At 70.1% G+C, this 19,368-nt stretch carries 15 protein-coding genes; 5 read left to right on the top strand and 10 right to left on the bottom strand.

Translation table 11 applies throughout. The features are described 5' to 3' along the window. The first annotated feature begins 66 nt into the window (after nucleotides 1-66). Genes ISG29_RS03540 through ISG29_RS03525 form a run of 4 tightly spaced genes read left to right on the top strand, consistent with a single transcriptional unit; the run spans nucleotide 67 to nucleotide 4,154 of the window. Nucleotides 67-864: a PCC domain-containing protein gene (locus ISG29_RS03540; protein ID WP_194501928.1), complete on the top strand. Its 798-nt coding sequence runs from the start codon at nucleotides 67-69 to the stop codon at nucleotides 862-864. Next, nucleotides 861-1,664, top strand: coding sequence for an SDR family NAD(P)-dependent oxidoreductase (locus tag ISG29_RS03535; RefSeq protein ID WP_207792655.1), 804 nt, complete (start codon nucleotides 861-863; stop codon nucleotides 1,662-1,664). The genes ISG29_RS03540 and ISG29_RS03535 overlap by 4 nt, the downstream gene beginning before the upstream one ends. Continuing rightward, complete coding sequence (locus ISG29_RS03530) at nucleotides 1,657-3,069, top strand: FAD-binding oxidoreductase (protein WP_194501927.1); 1,413 nt, start codon at nucleotides 1,657-1,659, stop codon at nucleotides 3,067-3,069. Before ISG29_RS03535 ends, ISG29_RS03530 begins: the two co-directional genes overlap by 8 nt. Then, nucleotides 3,069-4,154: a zinc-dependent alcohol dehydrogenase gene (locus tag ISG29_RS03525; protein WP_194501926.1), complete on the top strand. Its 1,086-nt coding sequence runs from the start codon at nucleotides 3,069-3,071 to the stop codon at nucleotides 4,152-4,154. Before ISG29_RS03530 ends, ISG29_RS03525 begins: the two co-directional genes overlap by 1 nt. Before the next feature lie 80 nt (nucleotides 4,155-4,234). On the opposite strand, the gene ISG29_RS03520 is transcribed toward ISG29_RS03525, so the two are convergent. From ISG29_RS03520 to ISG29_RS03510, 3 genes are all read right to left on the bottom strand, one after another. Next, nucleotides 4,235-7,096, bottom strand: a complete 2,862-nt coding sequence (locus ISG29_RS03520) for an FAD-binding and (Fe-S)-binding domain-containing protein (protein WP_194501925.1) — start codon at nucleotides 7,094-7,096, stop codon at nucleotides 4,235-4,237. A 34-nt stretch (nucleotides 7,097-7,130) separates the two neighbouring features. Continuing rightward, a complete protein-coding gene (gene amaB, locus ISG29_RS03515; protein ID WP_194501924.1) occupies nucleotides 7,131-8,666 on the bottom strand; it encodes an L-piperidine-6-carboxylate dehydrogenase in 1,536 nt (511 codons plus the stop codon). Between the two features lie 65 nt (nucleotides 8,667-8,731). Beyond that, nucleotides 8,732-9,898 carry an NAD(P)/FAD-dependent oxidoreductase gene (locus tag ISG29_RS03510; protein WP_207792654.1) on the bottom strand — a complete coding sequence of 389 codons (1,167 nt, stop codon included), beginning with the start codon at nucleotides 9,896-9,898 and terminating at the stop codon, nucleotides 8,732-8,734. A gap of 48 nt (nucleotides 9,899-9,946) precedes the next feature. Here ISG29_RS03510 and ISG29_RS03505 point away from each other — a divergent pair, with 48 nt between their 5' ends. Continuing rightward, nucleotides 9,947-10,975: a LysR family transcriptional regulator gene (locus tag ISG29_RS03505; protein ID WP_268927546.1), complete on the top strand. Its 1,029-nt coding sequence runs from the start codon at nucleotides 9,947-9,949 to the stop codon at nucleotides 10,973-10,975. Here ISG29_RS03505 and hglS read toward each other — a convergent pair. The 7 genes from hglS to ISG29_RS03470 all read right to left on the bottom strand — a co-directional run bounded on the left by hglS (nucleotide 10,922) and on the right by ISG29_RS03470 (nucleotide 19,210). Then, nucleotides 10,922-12,289, bottom strand: coding sequence for a 2-oxoadipate dioxygenase/decarboxylase (gene hglS / locus ISG29_RS03500; protein WP_328827810.1), 1,368 nt, complete (start codon nucleotides 12,287-12,289; stop codon nucleotides 10,922-10,924). The two genes, ISG29_RS03505 and hglS, sit on opposite strands and share 54 nt — an antisense overlap. After that, nucleotides 12,286-13,455 (bottom strand): Glu/Leu/Phe/Val family dehydrogenase, encoded by a 1,170-nt coding sequence (locus tag ISG29_RS03495; RefSeq protein WP_207792653.1) that lies wholly within the window; start codon nucleotides 13,453-13,455, stop codon nucleotides 12,286-12,288. Before ISG29_RS03495 ends, hglS begins: the two co-directional genes overlap by 4 nt. A 67-nt stretch (nucleotides 13,456-13,522) precedes the next feature. Then, entirely contained in the window at nucleotides 13,523-14,791 is a 1,269-nt protein-coding gene (locus ISG29_RS03490) for a Glu/Leu/Phe/Val family dehydrogenase (RefSeq protein ID WP_194501922.1), read from the bottom strand. A gap of 121 nt (nucleotides 14,792-14,912) precedes the next feature. Next, entirely contained in the window at nucleotides 14,913-16,376 is a 1,464-nt protein-coding gene (locus ISG29_RS03485; RefSeq protein ID WP_194501921.1) for an APC family permease, read from the bottom strand. A gap of 202 nt (nucleotides 16,377-16,578) precedes the next feature. After that, nucleotides 16,579-17,520, bottom strand: a complete 942-nt coding sequence (locus ISG29_RS03480; protein ID WP_194501920.1) for a proline iminopeptidase-family hydrolase — start codon at nucleotides 17,518-17,520, stop codon at nucleotides 16,579-16,581. A 31-nt stretch (nucleotides 17,521-17,551) separates the two neighbouring features. Then, nucleotides 17,552-18,511: an ornithine cyclodeaminase family protein gene (locus ISG29_RS03475; protein WP_207792652.1), complete on the bottom strand. Its 960-nt coding sequence runs from the start codon at nucleotides 18,509-18,511 to the stop codon at nucleotides 17,552-17,554. A gap of 72 nt (nucleotides 18,512-18,583) precedes the next feature. After that, nucleotides 18,584-19,210 carry a GntR family transcriptional regulator gene (locus tag ISG29_RS03470; protein ID WP_194501919.1) on the bottom strand — a complete coding sequence of 209 codons (627 nt, stop codon included), beginning with the start codon at nucleotides 19,208-19,210 and terminating at the stop codon, nucleotides 18,584-18,586. Nucleotides 19,211-19,368: the final 158 nt, after the last annotated feature.

Here is a 19,368-nt window from a genome sequence, read left to right as displayed (position 1 = left end):
GGCCATCGTGGACCCCGCTCGGCAGACCGGATCATCCCGGTTCCGACCGCAACCCGCGTCCACCGGGTGACGCTGCGACCGGGGGCTCGACTCCTCGACGCATTGGACGAAGCGCTGAGCGCCGCCGGTGTCACCTGCGGACAGGTGGAGCTCCTCGATGGCGTGCTGTCCGCGGTCGACTACTGCTTCCCCGCGATAGGCGGGGCCACCGGACCGGTCGTCGGGTACTGCGAGACCCAGCACGCCCTGGGACCGGTGCGGCTCCTGGCCGGGTCTGCGACCGTCGGCTTCCGCGACGAGAAGAGGTTCATCCACTGTCATGCCGCATGGTTCGACGCCGATGGCCGATTGCGCGGCGGCCACCTGTGGCCGGAGACGTGGATCGGTGCGTCCGGGCTTCAGGCCATCGTGCACGCCCTCGAGAACGTCGACCTGACCAGCACCGACGACCCGGAGAGCTATCTGCCCGTGTTCGCGCCGGCCCTCGGTGCCGCCAGTCGGCCGGTCGCCCCCGCCGAGACCCACCGGGCAGTGATGTCGCGGGTGTGCGCCGGCGAGAACCTCATCGCGAGCTGCGCCGCCATCATGCGCGAGCATGGACTCACCGAGGCTGCCCTGTCGGGGAGCCTGGGCAGCCTCGTCGGTGCGGCGCTCGAACGTGCGTCCGGCCTCCTCATCGTCGATGGGCCCGCGACCGAGGTGTCCCTGAGCGGCCGAGTTCGCCTCGCCCCGCACGGTGCGGTCGACCACCAGGTCTCGGCGGTCGTCATCGATCGGTACGGGCGAGTGCACATCGGTCTGCTCACGGACGACAACATCGTCGCGGTGACCGTCGAACTGCTCCTCGAGGACGTATCGTCGTGACCGGCCTGGAAGGCGAACTCAGCGGCACGGTCGTCATGGTGTTCGGCGCCGGCTCCAGTGGTGCGGCCCTGAGCAACGGCGAGGCCGCTGCGCTCACCTACGCACGGGCGGGGGCCGCCGTGGCGTGCGTCGACCGCCACCCGGCCGAGGCTGAGCGGGTGGCGCAGAGGATCGGTTCCGAAGGCGGCACCGCTCTCGCGGTCCACGCCGACGTGACCGACGAGGACGACATCGCCCGCGCCGTCGCCCAGGTCACCGCTGCCTGGGAAGCCCCCGGAGGCCTGCACAACAACGTCGGCGCCGCGATCGGCGGCGAGGTCATCGACCTCGAGCGGGAGCGATGGGACACCGCCATGGCGGTCAACGTCACGAGTTGCTACCTGACGGCACGCCACGTGCTGCCGCACATGCTCGCCCGCGGAAAGGGCTCCATCGTCAACGTGTCCTCCGTCGCCAGCATCCGCGACACCGGGTACGTCTATCCCGCCTACAACGCCGCCAAGGCCGGAGTCAACCAGCTCACGGTCTCCCTCGCCCTGACCTACGCCGCCCGCGGCATTCGGGCCAATGCCGTCGCCCCCGGACTGATCGACACGCCTCTGGTCGGGAACCAGATCGTCACGACCCCAGCCGCCCTCGCGGCCGAGATCGAGGCCCGGCACGCCACCAGCCCGACCGGTCGCATGGGCAGCCCATGGGACGTCGCCGAGGCAGCCTTGTTCTTGATGAGCGACCGCGCCGCGTACATCAACGGCATCCTGCTGCCCATCGACGGCGGACTGGCAGCTCGCTGTGTCTGAACTCGGCCAGGCCACCGGCAGCGCGCTCGATGCGCTCGCCGCAGAGCTTCCAGAACAGATCGTCCTCAGGGATCCCGACCTGCTCGTCAGCTATGCCCACGACGAGTCGCGGTTCACCGGCCGACATCTGCCTGGGCTCGTGCTTCTGCCGCGCAGTACCGCCGAGGTCTCCCAGTGCCTGGCCGCGACCCACCGCCTCGGCCTCTGCGTCATCACACGGGGCGCCGGCTCCGGGCTCAGCGGTGGCGCCAACGCCGTCGAGGGGGCGGTCGTGCTCAGCACGCGCCGGCTGAACACGATCCTTCGTATCGACCCCGTCGACAAGGTGGCGGTGGTGCAGCCCGGCGTCATCACCTCGGCGCTGCGTGAAGCCGTCTTCGAGCATGCCCTGCTGTACCCCCCGGACCCGGGCAGCGTCGAGATCTGCAGCATCGGCGGCAACGTGGCCACCAACGCCGGCGGGATGTGCTGTGTGAAGTACGGGGTCACCGGCGACTTCGTCCTCGCCCTCGAGGTGGTCTTGGCCGACGGTCGCGTGCTGCGCACCGGCACCGGCACCGTCAAGGGCGTCGCCGGCTACGACCTGACCAGCCTCTTCGTCGGATCCGAAGGCACCCTCGGCGTCATCACCGAGGTCACGCTGCGCCTGGTGCCGGCCCCGGACCCGCCGACGACCCTGCTGGCCACGTTCCCGGATGCAGGTGCCGCCGGCGACGCAGTCCAGTCCATCCTCTCCACCGGTGCGACTCCGTCGATGCTCGAACTCCTCGACCGGACCACCCTCGCCGCCATCGAACAGCTCTCACCTCTCGGCTTCGACGACACTGTCGGCGCCGTCCTGCTCGTTCAAAGCGACAGCTCCACCGCCGCGGCCGACGTCACCGCGTTCGAGGAGGCATGTCGTGGCAGCTCCGCCATCGACACCGTCACGAGCAGTGACCCTGAGGAGTCGGCCATGCTGCTGCACGCGCGACGACTTGCCCTCCCGGCACTGGAGAGGCTCGGGGACTGGCTCCTCGACGATGTCTGCGTTCCGCGCTCGCGCATCGTCGACCTCATCGCTCGCGTGGAGCGAGTCGCGACAGCCGAGGGCCTGACCATCGGGGTGTTCGGACACGCCGGGGACGGCAACATGCACCCGACGGTGATCTACGACGACGCCGACCCGGCCAGCAGGGCCGCAGCCGTGCGGGCGTTCGACGCCATGACCGGCGCAGCGCTCGAGCTGGGGGGCACGATCACCGGCGAACACGGAGTCGGGCGACTGAAGGCGGCGTGGCTGGAACGCGAGCTCGACCCGGTCGCCCGCGACGTTCAACTCGCTGTCCGTCGCGCTCTCGACCCGTCCGCTCGCCTGAACCCGGGCGCGGTGCTCGCTCCGAGCGTCGAGTCGGGTGTCGTCTGATGCGCGCCGTGGTCAAGGCCGACGAGCGTGTCGGGTGCACGTTCGTCACCGACCGTCCAGAGCCCACCCTCGGCCCGGGCCAGGTCCGCATCGGTGTCGGGGCGACCTCGGTGTGCGGTACCGACGCAGAGATCTACCACTCGACCACGGCCGCCCTCGAACTCGGGCTGACCTACCCGGTCACCATGGGGCACGAGGTCGCCGGCACCATCGTCGAGGTCGGCCCCGACACCCACGGTCTTCGGGAGGGCATGCGTGTCGCGGTCGAGACCCACCTGGGCTGCGGCGAGTGCTTCTACTGCCGCACCGCGGCCGGCCACAACTGCCAGGCCATGCGGCTGCTCGGGATCGATGTCGACGGAGCGTTCGCCGAACGAGTGGTCGTGCCGGCTCGCAGCTGCTTCGTGCTGCCGGACGAGATCGGACTCGAGGCCGCCGCTCTCCTGGAGCCGGCCGGGAGCGCGATGCACGCCGTCCTACGCTGCGGCGTCCCCCTCGCCGGGGCGAGTGTCCTGATCAGCGGCGCCGGACCGGTAGGGCTGGTCCTGGCGCAGATCGCCTCGGCTCACAACGCACGGCAGGTCGTCGTGATCGAGCCCAACGGAGTGCGCCGGGCTCGCGCGGAGCAGCTGGGCCGTGGCGTGGTCGGACTCGACGTGCAGGTCGACCCGCTCGAGTGGGGCGACCTGGTCACAGCGAACCGGCACGGCTTCGACGTGGCCTTCGAGTGCTCAGGGGCTCTGCCGGCGCTCACGACGCTGGTGCGGTGCGTGCGCAACGAGGGCACCGTCATGGCCGTCGGGCTCGTCAACGGCGAGTTCCCGCTCGCGGTGACGCGGACGCTGATCACGCGCGGACTGACGTTGCGTGGCAGCTTCGGTCGTTCCTTGTGGGCCACGTGGGATCGGCTCTCGGGCCTCGTGCTCAGCGGCACGGTCGACCTCCAGCAGCTGATCACTCACCGACTGCCCCTGCACGAGCTGCCCGCGGCGCTCGATCTGATGCAGGGCGATGCCGGCAAGGTGGTCCTCCTGCCGTCCTTGGACACGACCGTCACGAGACGCCACAGCGCCCTGGCCATCTGAGGCATCTGAGGCCATCTGAGGCCGTGCGAGGACCGCACCCGCCGGCCTCGCTCCGGCGCATCCCGTGGACGGTCCTGGGCTCAACCGCCTCGACGTGTCGACGGCCCGCGGGAGAGCGACGCGTGTGCGCCATCCGCCCTCGCCGCGAACAGCTCGGCCAGGTGCAGTGCCGGTACGCCGGCCAGGTCGTGGAGCTGAATGCGGCAGGACATCCCGTCGGCCAGCACCACGGCGTCCGGTCGGGACCGCACTGCCGGAAGCAGGTGCGTCTCGGCGACCGCGACCGAGACCTCGTAGTGGCCCTGCTCGACGCCGAAGTTCCCGGCCAGACCGCAGCACCCGGGTACCCGGGTGACCCTCGCCCCGGCGCGCTCGAGCAGCGCCCGGTCAGCGTCCCATCCGAGCACGGCGGACTGGTGGCAGTGCGGCTGGGCCACGACGTCGACCCCGCGCAGGTCCGGCAGCGGTAGATCGAGCCGGGTGATGAGCTCGGCGAAGGTGAGGACACCCGCCGCGACGGTGCGAGCCTGCTCGATCCGCTCGGGTCCGACGAGCTCGACCGAGTCCGAGCGCAGCGTCGCGGTGCACGAGGGCTCGAGCGCGAACACCGGCACGCCGCTCTCGACGTAGGGCGCCAGGGTCGCCACGCTCTCGCGCATCAAGACCCTGGCCCGGTCGAGCTGGCCCGTGGTGATCCAGGTGAGACCGCAGCACGCCCGCTTCGAGATGACCCGCACCGTCAGCCCGTGGGAGGCCAAGAACGCGATGGCCGCGTGACCGGACCCGGTCGAGAAGTGGTCGGTGAACGAGTCGGCCCACAGCCAGACGTCCGGGGCTTCCTGCCCCAGCGAGGCGCTCTGCGTCGAGCGCTGCAAGGAGACGTCGGCGAACCGCGGGATGCCCCGCCGCTGATCGATGCCGGCCACTCGCTTGGCGACCGCGGCCACCGGCCCCAGGGCGAGCGTGGCGTTGGCCACTGGCGCGACCGGCTGGATCAGCCGGGCCCACAGCGGGAGGCGGCCCAGGATGAGATGGGAGCGCGGACGGCGGGCGGTGGCTCCGGGCGCGTCGTACTTCTGGAAGAGCGCCTCGGACTTGTAGGTGGCCATGTCGACACCGGTGGGACAGTCCGACGCGCAGCCCTTGCACGCCAGGCACAGGTCGAGCGCATCGTGGACCGCGTCGTCGGCCAGGCCGTCGACGAGGGTTCCGTCCAGGGCCTCCTGCAGGACGCGGGCGCGGCCGCGCGTGGAGTCCTTCTCCTGCCGGGTGGCCAGGTAGGACGGGCACATGACGCCGGAGGTCGCCGGCGAGACGCACTTCCCGACACCGGTGCAGCGGTGCACCGCCGCACCGAGATCTCCACCGTCGTGGAGCAGGTTCAACCCGAGCACCGCCGGAGCACGCACCGGGCGGGTGGGGCGGAGATTCTCGGTGATGGACGCCGGCTCGACGATGTTGCCCGGGTTCATCAGGCCGTCCGGGTCGCAGATCCCCTTGACCGCGCCGAACAGCGCGAGCGACGTCGCGTCGTACACGGTGGGCAGCAGCTCCGAGCGGACCCGGCCGTCACCGTGCTCGCCCGACAGCGACCCGCCGTACAGCCGGAGCCGCTCGGCGCAGGCCGTCATGAACCTCCGGAAGACCTCGGCGCTCGCCGGGTCGCCGGCCGCGAAGGGAAAGTCGATGCGGCAGTGGATGCAGCCGTCGCCGAAGTGGCCGTAGGGGTAGCCGCGCAGGTCGTGGTCGGCGAGGAGTTCCTCGAAGTCGCGCAGCCACGCCCCGAGGTGCTCGGGTGGCACCGCGGCGTCCTCCCACCCGGAGTGCGCGGCGGTCGGGAGCGAGCGACCGGCCAGGCCGGCACCGTCCTCGCGGATCCTCCAGAGCGCTGCCGCCTCACCCGGGTCGGTCACCAGCCGGTGCGACGCGGCCCCAGACGCGACCCGGAGCCGGTCGGCCACGGCGCTGGCGTCGGCGCCGGCGACCTCCGCGAACAGCCAGCCACCGCCGCGAGGCAGCTGTGGAACCGCCCGGCCTGCGCTGCGGCCGAGCTCGACGATCCTGGCGTCGAGCCCCTCGCAGGCGATCATGCGGCCCCCGGCGGTCGCGAGGAGCGGCGGTACGGCATCGGCGGCCTCCGCCATGGAGTCGTAGCCCAGGACGAGCAGCAGGCGACCCGGCTCGTCGGCTACCAGGCGGACGGTCGCCTCCAGGACGGTGGCGAGGGTGCCCTCGCTGCCAACCAGGAACCGCTCGACCCGGCGGCCCTTCTCCGGCAGCAGGTGCTCCATGCCGTAGCCGCTGACCTGGCGTCCGAACCGCCCGAAGGTGGTGCGCACGTGCGCGAGGTGCTCGGCGGCGAGGTCGACGAGCCGGGATCCCGTGGCGGATCCCGTCGCCGCCGCACCGAGCGAGGCGGTCTCGCCGTTCCCGAACCGGACCGTGAGCGACTCGACGTTGTCGACCGTACGGCCGTACCCGAGCGCTCGGGATCCGCAGGCGTTGTTGCCGATCATCCCGCCGATCGTGCAGCGGGTGTGCGTGGACGGGTCCGGGCCGAACCGCAGCCCGTGCGGCGCCGCCGCGCGCTGCAGGTCGGCGTGGACCACGCCGGGTTCGACGAGCGCGGTGCGGGACTCCGGATCGATGGCGATGCGGCGCAGGTCGCGCGTGTCGATCACGATGCCCGGCCCCACGGCGTTGCCGGCGATGGAGGTTCCCGCCCCGCGGAGGGTGACGGGAACCCCTAGGTCGCGCGAGACCTCGTGCACGAGTACCAGCTCGTCGACGTGCTGGGCACGGACGACGACCTGGGGCACGACACGGTAGAGCGAGGCGTCGGAGGAGTAGAGCGCGCGGACCAGGCGCGATGCGTCCACCCGGGCGACTCCGCGCCGCCGCAGCTCGGCGGCCAGGTGCGCGGTCCCGGCTGTCCTGCTCACGGGGAACTCCTCCTGCGGGGCGCGCGGGCCAGACTCAGACCGAGAAGTCGACGCCCTGCGCCAACGGGAGCTCGCCGGAGTAGTTGACGGTGTTGGTCGCCCGGCGCATGTACGCGCGCCAGGCGTCCGAGCCCGACTCCCGCCCTCCACCGGTCTCCTTCTCGCCGCCGAACGCGCCGCCGATCTCGGCCCCCGAGGTGCCGATGTTGACGTTGACGATGCCGCAGTCGGAGCCGTCGGCCGACACGAAGACCTCGGCCTCGGCCTGGTCCCGGGTGAACAGCGAGGACGACAGCCCCTGCGGTACGTCGTTATTGAGGGCGATGGCCTCGTCGAAGTCGTCGTAGGTCATCACGTAGAGCAGCGGCGCGAAGGTCTCGGCGCGGACGATGTCGCTTTGCCCGGGCATGGTGACGATCGCCGGCTGGACGTAGAAGGCGTCGGGGGCAGCCTCCGCGAGCACCCGCTCGCCGCCCGCGACCAAACTCCCGCCCTGCTCGGCGGCCTTGGCCAGGGCGGCTCGCATGGCGTCATGCGCCTGCTGGTGGATCAGAGGCCCGACCAGGGTTCCCTGGGTCATCGGGTTGCCGATCGGCAGTCGGCCGTAGGCCTCGACGAGACGCTCGGTCAGCTCCTGCGCCACCGACGTGTGCATGATGACGCGGCGCATCGTGGTGCACCGCTGCCCGGCGGTGCCGGCGGCGCTGAACACGATGCCGCGCAGGGTCAGGTCCAGATCCGCCGACGGGGCCACGATCGCCGCGTTGTTGCCGCCGAGCTCGAGCAGCGAGCGCCCGAACCGGTTGGCGACGCGGGGGCCCACGGAGCGCCCCATCCGGGTCGAGCCGGTCGCGCTGACCAGCGCCACGCCCGGGTGGTCGACGAGTGCCTCGCCGACGTCGGGGCCGCCCACGACGACCTGCGACACGTCGACGGGGGCCCCGCACTCCTCGAGCGCACGCCGGAGCAGACCCGCGCTCGCCCACGCGCACAGCGGTGCCTGCTCCGACGGCTTCCAGACGACCGTGTCACCGCACACCAGCGCGATCGCGGTGTTCCAGGACCAGACGGCGACCGGAAAGTTGAAGGCGCTGATGACACCCACGACACCCAGCGGGTGCCAGGTCTCCATCAGGCGGTGACCCGGGCGTTCGGAGACCGAGGTGCGTCCGTAGAGCTGGCGCGACAGACCCAGCGCGAAGTCGCAGATGTCGATCATCTCCTGGACCTCACCGAGCGCCTCGGAGGTGATCTTGCCGACCTCGTAGCTCACCAGCGCGGCCAGATCCTCCTTGTGCTCGGCGAGGAGCTCGCCCAGGCGCTTGACGACCGCACCACGCGCCGGCGCCGGGACCGAGCGCCACTGGCGGTAGGCGACCTGTGCCCGCGCCACGGCCTCGTCGACCGCGCTGGAGGCGTCCCACCGCACGCCGCCGAGCGAGCGGCCGTTGACCGGCGAGCGGTGTGCCGCGTCGCCGGCCACGGCGGCCACGTCCACGCCGCAGCGCCGTGCGGCCTCGAAAGCCTGCTGGCCCAAGTCCTGGGCGGTGGGGATGACGGTGCGGGACATGTCGTGCTCCTCGGGGTAGGGGTGATCTCGGTCGGGGATCGGTCGTGCGATCGGTCGTCGAACGGTCAGACGATGTTGAGTTCGCGGCGCCCGCCGGTGGTCGCGAAGCGCTCGACGTCCAGGGCGCTCACGTCCAGCGTCGGCTCAACGCCCAGGCACAGATCCCGCACGATCTCGCCGACGGCGGGGCCCATGAGGAATCCGTGGCCGGAGAACCCGCAGGCGTAGAGGAAACCGGGCACCGTCCGAGACCGACCGATGACGGCATTGTGGTCCGGCGTCATCTCGTAGAGCCCTGCCCACCCGCTGGCGATGCCGACCTCTCCCAGAGCCGGCACGCGATTCTCCATGACCTCGGCGAGATCGGCCAGCCACGCGGGATCGCGCGTGGTGTCGAAGCTCCAGGAGTCCGTGCTCTCCGAGCAGCCGAGGAGGAGTCCACCGCCCTCGCCGTGGAAGTAGAAGGAGGTGGAGAAGTCGATCGTGAACGGGGTCTGGGGCGAGAGGCCCGCCACGGGCTCGGTCACCGCGATCTGGCGTCGGAGCGGCGAGACGGGCAGGTCGACGCCGACCCAGCTGCCGATCGCCGCCGACCAGGCGCCGGCCGCGCAGACGACCGTGCCGGTGCTGATGGTGCCCGCCTCGGTCGTCACCGCGACGATCCGGTCGCCCTCCATCTCGATGCCGGTCGCCGCACAGTGCGGCAGGATCGTGGCCCCGGCGGCCCGGGCCGCGCGAGCGTAGCCCTGGACGACCGCCTCCGGGGTGCAGTGCCCGTCGCGCGGGGACCACGCGGCTCCGAGCAGACCCCGCGGGTCGATGAGCGGTGAGAGCTCGACCGCCTCGGCCACGGAGATCATCCGGCTCTCGCCGCCCAGGGAGGTGTGCAGCGCGACGTTCTGCTCGAACGACACCAGGTCGGCCTCGTTGTCGATGAGGAAGAGGTAGCCGCTGCGGTGCAGGTCGATCTCGGTGTCGAACAGCTCACCGAAGCGCTCGAAGACGGCCAGACTGCGCAAGCCGATCTCGATGTTGAGGGCGTCGGAGAAGAACCCGCGGACACCACCCGCCGCCCGACACGTCGAGCCCTCGCCCAGGGCGTTCTTCTCCAGCAGCACGACCCGCTGGCCGGCCGCCGCCAGATGGTAGGCGGTGCTGAGACCGATGACACCGCCGCCGATGACGACCACATCGGCTGAGGTCGCCAGGCTGCGCGAACGATTCGAGGGCATGGCAGGAGTCTGGCGGCGTGAGGTGCCGACCGAAACACGTCGAGCCGCATGAGGCGTCGGCCTCCTATAAGAAAAACTTGCCCTGGGTGGCGCAGCGACGCGGGTCCGCGCGGGGTGTGGTTAGCATCGACGGTGCTCAACCCGATTCAGCTGCAGACGCTTCAGATGGTGCTTCGCACCGGCTCGTTCTCGGAGGCCGCGCGCGAGCTCGGCTACACCGCGTCCGCGGTCTCACAGCAGATATCCGCCCTGGAGCGCGCGACCCGGACCCCCCTGTTCGAGCGGGAGGCCCACGGCGTCCAACCGACACCGGCGGCGGCCTGGCTGGGTGAGCGGGCCGACCAGGCGCTCGGTCAGTTGCGGGCGCTCGAGGACGACCTCGCCCTGCGCCAGAACGGCACCATCGGACGGCTCCGGTTGGGGAGCTTCCCCAGTGCCAGCGAGCGGTTGCTGCCGCTGGCGGTCTCTCATCTGCGGCGCACCCACCCTGGCCTGGCCATCAGCCTCGACGAAGGTGAGCCGACCGAGCTGTTCGCGAAGCTCGCCTCCCGCGAGCTCGACGCCGCGGTGATCTACCGCTATGGGCAGGTGCCGACCCCGATCCCGACCGGCCTGCGCGCCGAACGCCTGTTCCGCGAGAGCCTGGTCCTGCTCGCCCCGCCCCGCCACCGGCTGGGCGGGGGCGGGCGGTCCGAGGAACCGGTCGGGGAGGAAGAGCTCGCCAGGTTGGGAGGCGAATCCTGGATCAGCACCGGTCCAGGAACCTCCGGCGCCTCGACACTGCGGCGGCTCTGCGCCCGCGCCGGATTCGAACCGGACATCGTGCACCGCAGCAACAACTACACGGTCGTCCACGGCCTGGTCGCCGCCGGGCTCGGGCTGGCCATCGTGCCTCGGCTGGGGCACCAGGCGACCCGAGGCGTGGTCGGTCGCCGGGTCGAGATGGAGAACGCCTACCGCGAGGTACTTGCGGTAGGCGCTCCCGTCGTCGCCGACGGCGCGTGGTCCGCAGCCGTGAGTGCCCTACGCCTGGCCGCGGGCGACCTGGCGGAGCCGCTCACGAGCGGCCCGCAGTGACGCCAGACTCTGCGCCGCGTACAGCTCCTCGGGGACGTTGATGGTGCGCCCGATCCGTTCGGCCAGCCACGCCAGGTCGCGGTCCGCTCCGCCCTGGCCGGCGTCGGTGCTCCCGGTCCCGGTGAGGTTGGAGGCGAAGATGCCGGCAGCAGAGCGCGGCAGGAAGTCCTCGTAGACGATCGGCTCCGCAACGAGCCACCCACCGGCGACCAGGTCGACACCGGTCGCCGCCTCCGGCGGCAGCCCAGCCGGCGGCTCGTCCGCGACACGGTAGGTGAAGAAGGCGAGGCCCCGGTCGTGCAGCTCCCGCTCGGTCGCGGGCCAGTACTCCGACCAGCGCGCCTGGTCCTCCATGGCGCGGTCGTAGATGTCGCGCCCGGCGGGGGTGAGGGCGATGCCGCGTGCCTCGACCTCGCCGAAGCGCACGCGCATGGTCCCCTCGACCAGCGAACCGTCCGTCTCGCGGTAGACACGCGGCTCCGCCAGCGCCCGGAACGAGGTCTGGCGCAGCAGCACGTCAGGCCCCTCCCACCCGGGCGGACCCTGGATGGCGTCGATCATCTCGACCCCGCGGGCCTGCATGCTCACGTAGAGGTCGTCGATGTCGAGCACCCGCGGGGTCAGGTGGTTGATGTGGGTGCGAGCGACCCCGCCGATGTCGGCGGCCACGGCCGAGACCCGCTCGAGCTCGTCGTACCAGGCGCGGTCCACCGGCTCGCGCGAGAGGGCGAACGACTCGGTGGCCAGTGTCAAGAACCGGTCCGCGTCGGCGCTCTCGAGACCGCCGCCCGCCTCGGCCCGGTCGGCGAGCTCGAGAACCTCGGGGGCGAACAGCGTGCGCTCGTCGATGAAGCGTCGCAACCGCTCCTCGAGATCGGCGCTGAAGAAGCGTCGGTCTTCGGGGACGAGCATGCTGGTGAACACCCGGAAGGGGTTCGCGGCAAGCTCGTCGCGGTCGATGGGCCGGAATGCGGTCGAGATCACCGGGATCGGTCTCGGGTAGGCATCGCGCAGGTCGTAGAAGCCGGTGGGTCGCATGCCCAGCGCTCCGAAGATCCGTGCGACCTGCGCGAGCTCCCGAGGACTCCCGACGCGGATAGCACCGTGTCGCTCAGCGGTCACCCGCTCGATGCTCCCGAGGCGCTCGGCGTCGGCTCCGTCGCGGGCGAGGACGCGGCGGTTGACCTCACCGGAGACGGTCAGCAGCGTCGTGTACGCCGGCACCTCGGTGCCGTAGAGGTCCGAGAGGCGCGCGGCGAACCGCGCCCGCAGCGTGGTCGGGTCGACAAAGATCCTGCTAGCGGTGGTGGTCACGGTCGCGCTCCTCGAGGTCCGGCAGGAAGTCGGCCCCGCAGCCGCATCGCCGCACGCACCCGTCCCTGGGCGAGTAGCAGCGCCGCTTCGTGGGGTGGGACGCCGCGGTCTCGGGACTCCGCCAGCACGGAGACCACGTTGGCACGGATCTTGGTGGAGATCATCGGCAGCACCGCGGCCGGGTCGACCGTGAAGGGGCTGTAGCGCGCATCCATCGAGTGCGCGGCGGCGACGATCCCGCCGGCATTGGCGATGAAGTCCGGCACGAGGGTGATGCCCCGGCTGTGGAGCACCTCCTTGGCCGCCGGCGTCGTGGGCAGGTTCGCCCCCTCGACGACCAGCCGGACGCTGGTCTCGGCGGCCAGATCCTTGTCGACGACATCCTCCAGGGCGGCCGGGATCAAGATGTCCGCGGCCGCTCGCAGCACCGCCGTGGCGGGCTGGAGGGCCAGTCCGCAGTGGTGGACGCAGGCGTCCCCGTGCTCGGCGCGCAAGGCCAGCAGAGCGGTGGTGTCCAGGCCGTCCGGATCGAGAACCGCGCCCTGGGCGGTAGCCACGCCGACGACGACCGCACCCAGCTCGACCAGCCGCTCGAGTGCTGCGGCACCGACGGCGCCGAAGCCTTGGATGCTCACCCGCGCTCCGGCCAGCGGCAGCCCGATCTCCTCCGCCGCCGCCTGGGTCGCCTCGGCCACTCCGAAGCCGGTGACCCCGAGCTCGTCGTAGGGCAGCCCGCCGAGCTCTCGCGGGAGGCCGACCGCCGCACCGCGGTCACCGAGCTCGTCGAGGAAAATCGCGGCATCGGTCTCGCTCAGGCCCATGTCGAGACCGAACACGTAGTCGCTGGGCACCTCGTTGGACAGGGCTCGTGCGAACGCGCGCAGCATGCCCTCCTTGTCGGGTGAGCCCGGATCCCCGAGAATCCCGGCCTTGGCGCCGCCGTGGAAGAGGTCGACGGCCGCCCACTTCCAGGTCATGGTTCGCGCCAGGCGTGCGATCTCCTGGACCGAGAGGGTCGGGCTCATCCGTGTTCCGCCCTTGCCCATCCCGCGAGCGGTGTTGTCGATGACCAGGACGCCCTTCATCCCGGTCCGGCGATCGGAGACGCAGATGGTCTTCTCCGGACCCCACTCGTCGATGAGGTCGAAAGTGTCGTGAATCAGCACGGAATGATTTCACCCTCTCCTGGGGTCGGCTGGAAGACCTGGAGCATGCGGTTGTCTCGCGGCAGGCTCAGCAGGTCTTGCCCTCTGGTGACACGCCATGCCGCTCGAGGTCGGCGACGGTCGAGGGGCTCGGACTTGGGCTCGGACTCGGGCACGTGCTCGGGCTCGGGCTCGGGCTCGGGGTGGCGAGGGCGGATGGCGCGATCTGGCCTCGAGCCTGCATGGCTCGTCGCACGCGGTCTTGCGCGATGGCTCGAGCGACCTCGTGGGGTGGTGCTCCGCTGCGCCGGCTCTCGTGGGCGATGAGGGTTGCGTTCGACCGGATCTTCGAGGACACCATCGTGAACACCTCACTTCGATCGACGGGAAAGGGTGAGGTCCGTGCGTCCATCGAGTGAGCTGCGGCGATGATGCCGCCGGCGTTCGCGATGAAGTCGGGTACGACGGCGACACCCCGTGCGTGCAAGATCGCTCTGGCCTCGCGAGTGGTGGGGAGGTTCGCGCCCTCCACCACGAGCCGGGCCGTGGTCGCGCGCGCAACCTGCGTGCCGACGACATCCTCGCGCGCTGCCGGGATGAGGATGTCCACGGCTGCATCGAGGAGCGCGTCTGCTTCGTGTCTCCCCCCGTAGGCGACGACGCAGTCGTCTCCGTATGCATCCTTCAGCTCGACGAGCTTGGCGACATCGAGGCCGTCCTCGTCGAGGATCGCTCCACGAGCCGTCGAGACGGCCGTGATCCGTGCGCCCAGTTCGCCTAGTCGCTGGGCCGCTGCCTGGCCGACCGCGCCGAAGCCCTGGATAGCGACGCGGGAACCGGCTGTCTCCCACCCGAGGGCGTTCGTTGACGCGTCGGTGGCCTCAGCCACGCCGTAGCCGGTGATTCCCAGCTCGTCGTACGGCAGGCCCCCCAGGCTGCTCGGCAGACCGACCGCGGCACCGCGGTCGTTGAGCTCGTCGACGAAGATGGCCGCGTCGGTCTCCGAGAGCCCCATGTCGAGACCGAAGACGTACTCGCTGGGCACTTCGGCGGCCAGCGCCCGAGCGAAGGCGCGGAGTATCCGTTCTTTGTCAGGAGAGTTCGGATCCCCCTGAATGCCTGCCTTGGCGCCACCGTGAAAGAGGTCGCACGCGGCCCACTTCCACGTCATGGTGCGCGCCAGGCGGGCCACCTCGTGCACGCTGAGATCGGCAGCCATGCGGGTACCGCCCTTGCCCATGCCGCGTGCGGTGTTGTCGAGCACGAGCACACCTCGCATCCCGGAGCGCCGGTCGGAGACCACGACGATCTTCTCCGGACCCCAGTCGTCCATGAGTTGGAAGGGATCTGCTGTCATGTCGGATTCCTCTCAGAGCTTGGGGATCACCCATCGCACGGCTCGACCCGCTACGGCACAAAGCGTCCCGAGGAGGCGGACCATCCAGGCGGGTCCACCACGGCGTCGGGCACCGGAGCGGTCAGACGTCTTGCTTCCCGATGCGCCGGTACACCTCGGGGCGGAGGCGTCGAAGCACGAGCGCCAAGCCGACTGCCGCGAGGATCACGACCGCCCCGAGCACCAAGAACAGCGTTGCCTCCCCCTTGCTGCTGCCAGCGACCGCGTCCATGTTGCTCACCGCGAGGTACCACGCGGTGGCAAGACCGGCGAGGGCGAGGACGGGACTCATCAGGGACTGCCAGAGGTTGACGTCGAGTTCGCGATGGCGGCGGAAGAAGACCACGACGGCCAGGGCGGTCGCAGCCATCAGCATGATGATGCCGACCGCGCCCACGGCCTGCGCTCGGGCGTACACCGTCAGGGGATCGATGCCGAGGACGGCCGACCCGGCGAAGCCGACGAGCATGATGGCCGCGACCGTGAGAGCGGCGTTGGCCGGGGATCCGAACCTGGGGTGGACCTTCCCGAGAGCAGCGGGGATCACTCGATCCTCTCCGAGTGTGTACACGTATCGCGATGCAATGTTGTGAAGCGCGAGCAGACAGGCGAAGACGCTGGTGACGAGGAGGACTGACACGAGGTCGGCGAAGACGCTCCCGAGGTAGGTCTTGACCGATCCGGTGAATGATCCTGACGGGTCGGTGCCGCCTGCGTCGATGGCTCCGTCCACACCGAACGCCTTCAGCCACACGAGGGAACCGACCGTGTACAGCGTGGCCAGCAGGGCTACGGAAGCGTAGGTGGCACGAGGGACGGTCCGAACGGGATCCTTCGTCTCCTCGCGGAACACCGCCAGCGCCTCGAATCCCGTGATGCACAAGACACCGAAGATGATGGCGAAGGGCACCGAGCCCGACGTCGCAGCGGTGGGCGTGAAACTGTCCAGGGGGTGGGAGCCGGGGCCCCCACGCACGACGACGGCGAGGCTCCAAGCCAAGACGATGGCCACTTCCAAGGTGATGGAGATGCCGAGAACCTTGGCCGACACGTCGATCTGCAGCATCGACAAGACGCTGACGACGGCCCAGAAGACCAGGCACCACAGCCACCATGGGAGCTCGGGCCCGTGGAGCAGGTTCTCGACCAGCGCCTTCGCCACGATGCCCCCGTAGGCGTAGGCCCCGATCGTGATGAGTACGTAGGACAAGAAGGCGGTGAAGGCGCCGGCCAGACCGACGGGCCGGCCGAGGCCGGCCGAGATGTAGGAGTAGAACGCGCCGGGACTCTTCATGTGGCGGCTCATGGCGTTGAGGCCGACAGAGAAGATCAGCAGGAGGGCGCCGACCGCGACGAAGGTGGTGGGCGCTCCTTGACCGTTGCCGAATGCGATGACCACCGGCAAGAAGCCGGCGTAGACCGCGAGTGGGGCGTTGTAGGCCAACACCGTGAAGACGAGATGGGGAACTCCGAGACGCCCCCGCAGGTGCTCGCGCTCGGGGGGCTGGTGCTGCGCCGTGCCGGTGGGTCGTTGCGTCGTAGCCATGGAGACCTCCACGTCACTTGGACAAGCCGAATGGTCCCGGGCGCCATCTGGGCGCCGGGCTTGAGTGTGGGCGTCTTGTGCGGTGGGCCGATCGCACTCTCGATCGGGTACGCCCGCGCACAGCGCCGGGGACGACGCACCACCATCCGCGGTGGGAGCGTCGACGTTGAAGCCGGCCGGGAACGCATCCCGGCGGTTTCGGCTACTGCTCGTCTACGAGGTCGGATCGCGCTTCGACGTCACGCATCCAGGTGGACACCGTGTCCATCCAGGCCTTGCGCACCTCGTACTGCGGCGAGTGGCTGGCCCCGGCGAAGATCTCGATCTGACTGTCGGGCACCAGGTCGCCATAGTCACGCAGAGTCTCTGGCTGGCACTCGTCGAACTCCCCGCCCGTGAACAACGTCGGCACCGAGATGGCCGAGAGGTGGGACGTGCCGTCGTAACCCTTGCACGAGGTTCCGGGCTCCGCGCCGAAGTCGGTGAAGCCCCACATCGCCGCGAACTGCTCACCGTTCATGTAGTCGAACGTCTTGAGGATGTCCTCGGGCCAAGGGTCGGTGTTGCAGAAGAAGCGAGCAGAGTAGGCCTCGCAGGTCTCCTGGTACTCCTGGCTGTCCCTGGTGCCGGCGCGCTCGTGGCTTTCGAGACGTTCGCGCATCTCCGCGGGCAGCGTCTGGCGCAGCCTGATGGCGTCGGCGGCCCACCGCGGTTCGCTGACCGCGGGGCTCGCCAGGATCACTCCAGCCAACCCGGCCGGGTGTCTCGCGGCGTAGGGCGGAACGAGCGTGCCACCCCAGGAGTGACCGAGCACGAAGAACCGCTCCAAGCCCAAGCCCTGGCGCACGGTCTCGATCTCGTCGACGAAGTGCTCGACGTTCCACCGGTCCCTGCGTCCCGGCCGGTCGGACATGCCGGTGTCGGACTGGTCGTAGAAGTAGACCGGCCGGTCGGCGGCGAGGTCGGTCAGGCTGAGAAGATAGTGGTGCGAGAACCCGGGGCCGCCGTGGACGATGAGGAGCGGCACGCCGTCCTTGTCCAGGCCGTTTGCCCGGTACCAGATCCTTGAGTCCCCTCGTTCGGGAATGAACCCCTCGCGCTCTGGGGCGACCTCACCGTAGTAGGCGTTCTGCAGCTCGGACATGCGTTGTCGTCCTTCTCGTCGCTCACTGTGGTCAGTGATGGGTGTTGGCGCCGTCGATCGACGTGCCGGAGTTACTGTGGATCGCGGCAGCGACCACGAGGTCCTGCCAGGACATGCCGGTCGCGGTGAAGAGTCGAGGCACGTCGGGATCGATGGTCGGGGCCTCGGTGACCAGCGTTGCGAGCGTCACCAGATCGTCTTCCTCCAGCACACCCTCGGCCATCGGGATGATGACGTCACCGGCCTCTGCCAGTGCACTGTGACGTGACTCGACTGCGACGAGGCTTCTCGCCACCAATGACGAATCGACCTCGCGAGTGGTGGGGGTGTAGCTGCCCATGGCGATGGTCAACGAGCCCTTGCGCACCGCCTCGCCGTCGAACAGTGGCACCCCGGCGTTGGTGGCGCAGACGATGATGTCGGCCTCCGCCACCAGCATCTCTGCCTCGTCGGGTGTCGCGACCTTGGCATCCAGGTCGCGCGCCAAGGCGCTCGCGCGCTCGGCGGCAGGGTCGACGATCGTGACGTCTCGAAGAGCGAACGAGTCGCGCAGCGCCGCGATGTGCCCGCGTGCTTGGACCCCGCTGCCGAAGACGACCAGGCGGGTCGACGACGCAGGCGCCAGGCAGCGAGCGGCGAGGGTCGAGACGGCTGCGGTGCGCAGCACCGTCAAGGCGGTGCCGTCCATCGTCGCCACGGGGCGAAGAGTGTCTCCGTCGAAGAGGACGTAGACGGCCTGCACGAGCGGCTCGCCGCGGTCGGGGTTGCGTGGGCAGACCGTGACCAGCTTCGTGCCGACCCATGCGGGACTCGCCGACGGCATCAGCAGCAGTTCGCCGGAGACCGCCTCGACGCGACTGCGGATGGGGTCCAGTTCGGGATCCAGCCCGTCGCACAACGCTTGCTCGAGTGCGTCGACGGCCGACGACCAGTCCGTCGCCATGACGGCCTGGACGTCGTAGAACGACGGCCCTGACACCGGGATCTCCATCCGCACCCTTCCTCGAAGTAATCAGTGATCGATTACTGATGAGGAGTACGGTGACACCGCCTTATTCGCGTGTCAATGGGTTGAACGCGATGAGTCCACGGGGTCGGGGCGGCGCGAGCTGCCGTGCGCGAGGTGTCGCACCATGATGTCGCGCGAGCGTTCGGCCTCGCCCGCCACGAGCGCATCGAGGAGTTCGCCGTGCTCACGAGCCGAGCGCTCCAGACCCCCGGTCTCGACCAGGCGATGCATGCCGGCGATTCTGGTCTGATCGCGCAGGCCGTCGACGATGTCGACCAGTTTCGGATTGTCGAGCAGGCCCAGAAGAGTCAAGTGAAAGAGCCGGTCGTACTGCAAGAAACCCTGGGTATCCACCTCGAGTGCTGCCGCGAGGCATCTCTCGACGAACTCACGCAACGGGGGTTCGTGCTCCGTCAGGTCGCGATCGGCGATCCGCTCCACGGCCGGCCCCTCCAGCATGATGCGGATCTCGTAGACGTTGTCCAGAGCCTCCTGATCGAGGTACACCAAGCGGAATCCGCGGTTGCGAACGACCTCGAGGATGCCGCTGTGCACCAACTCCATGCAGGCGTCGCGCACCGGGCTGTTGGACACGCCGAGCTGCTGGGCGAGGGCCGAGGCGGAGAACACCTCGCCTGGCCGGATGTCGCCGTCCACCATCGCCTGGCGGATCACCACCATGGCTTGATCCTTCAGCGACGACTTGGGTAGCCGAGGCAGCGCGCGGAGCCGATCGGAATGCACGACCCGACCTCCTGAGCATGGACGAGGCTCCTACGAGGGCGATGCAGTAGCCAGCTGGCGCGTCACGATATCTCGGATCCACTCTCGAGTGCTTG

The sequence above is a fragment of the Nocardioides acrostichi genome (genome assembly GCF_015319165.1).
In the GTDB taxonomy this organism is placed as follows: domain Bacteria; phylum Actinomycetota; class Actinomycetes; order Propionibacteriales; family Nocardioidaceae; genus Nocardioides; species Nocardioides acrostichi.
This window is presented reverse-complemented; position numbering and strand designations above follow the sequence as displayed.

Coding starts and splice junctions, on each gene's coding strand:
- ISG29_RS03525 (WP_194501926.1), top strand. CDS start 3,069: ATGCGCGCCGTGGTCAAGGCCGACGAGCGTGTCGGGTGCACGTTCGTC.
- amaB (WP_194501924.1), bottom strand. CDS start 8,666: ATGTCCCGCACCGTCATCCCCACCGCCCAGGACTTGGGCCAGCAGGCT.
- ISG29_RS03510 (WP_207792654.1), bottom strand. CDS start 9,898: ATGCCCTCGAATCGTTCGCGCAGCCTGGCGACCTCAGCCGATGTGGTC.
- ISG29_RS03505 (WP_268927546.1), top strand. CDS start 9,947: ATGAGGCGTCGGCCTCCTATAAGAAAAACTTGCCCTGGGTGGCGCAGC.
- ISG29_RS03490 (WP_194501922.1), bottom strand. CDS start 14,791: ATGACAGCAGATCCCTTCCAACTCATGGACGACTGGGGTCCGGAGAAG.
- ISG29_RS03485 (WP_194501921.1), bottom strand. CDS start 16,376: ATGGCTACGACGCAACGACCCACCGGCACGGCGCAGCACCAGCCCCCC.
- ISG29_RS03480 (WP_194501920.1), bottom strand. CDS start 17,520: ATGTCCGAGCTGCAGAACGCCTACTACGGTGAGGTCGCCCCAGAGCGC.
- ISG29_RS03475 (WP_207792652.1), bottom strand. CDS start 18,511: ATGGAGATCCCGGTGTCAGGGCCGTCGTTCTACGACGTCCAGGCCGTC.
- ISG29_RS03470 (WP_194501919.1), bottom strand. CDS start 19,210: ATGGTGGTGATCCGCCAGGCGATGGTGGACGGCGACATCCGGCCAGGC.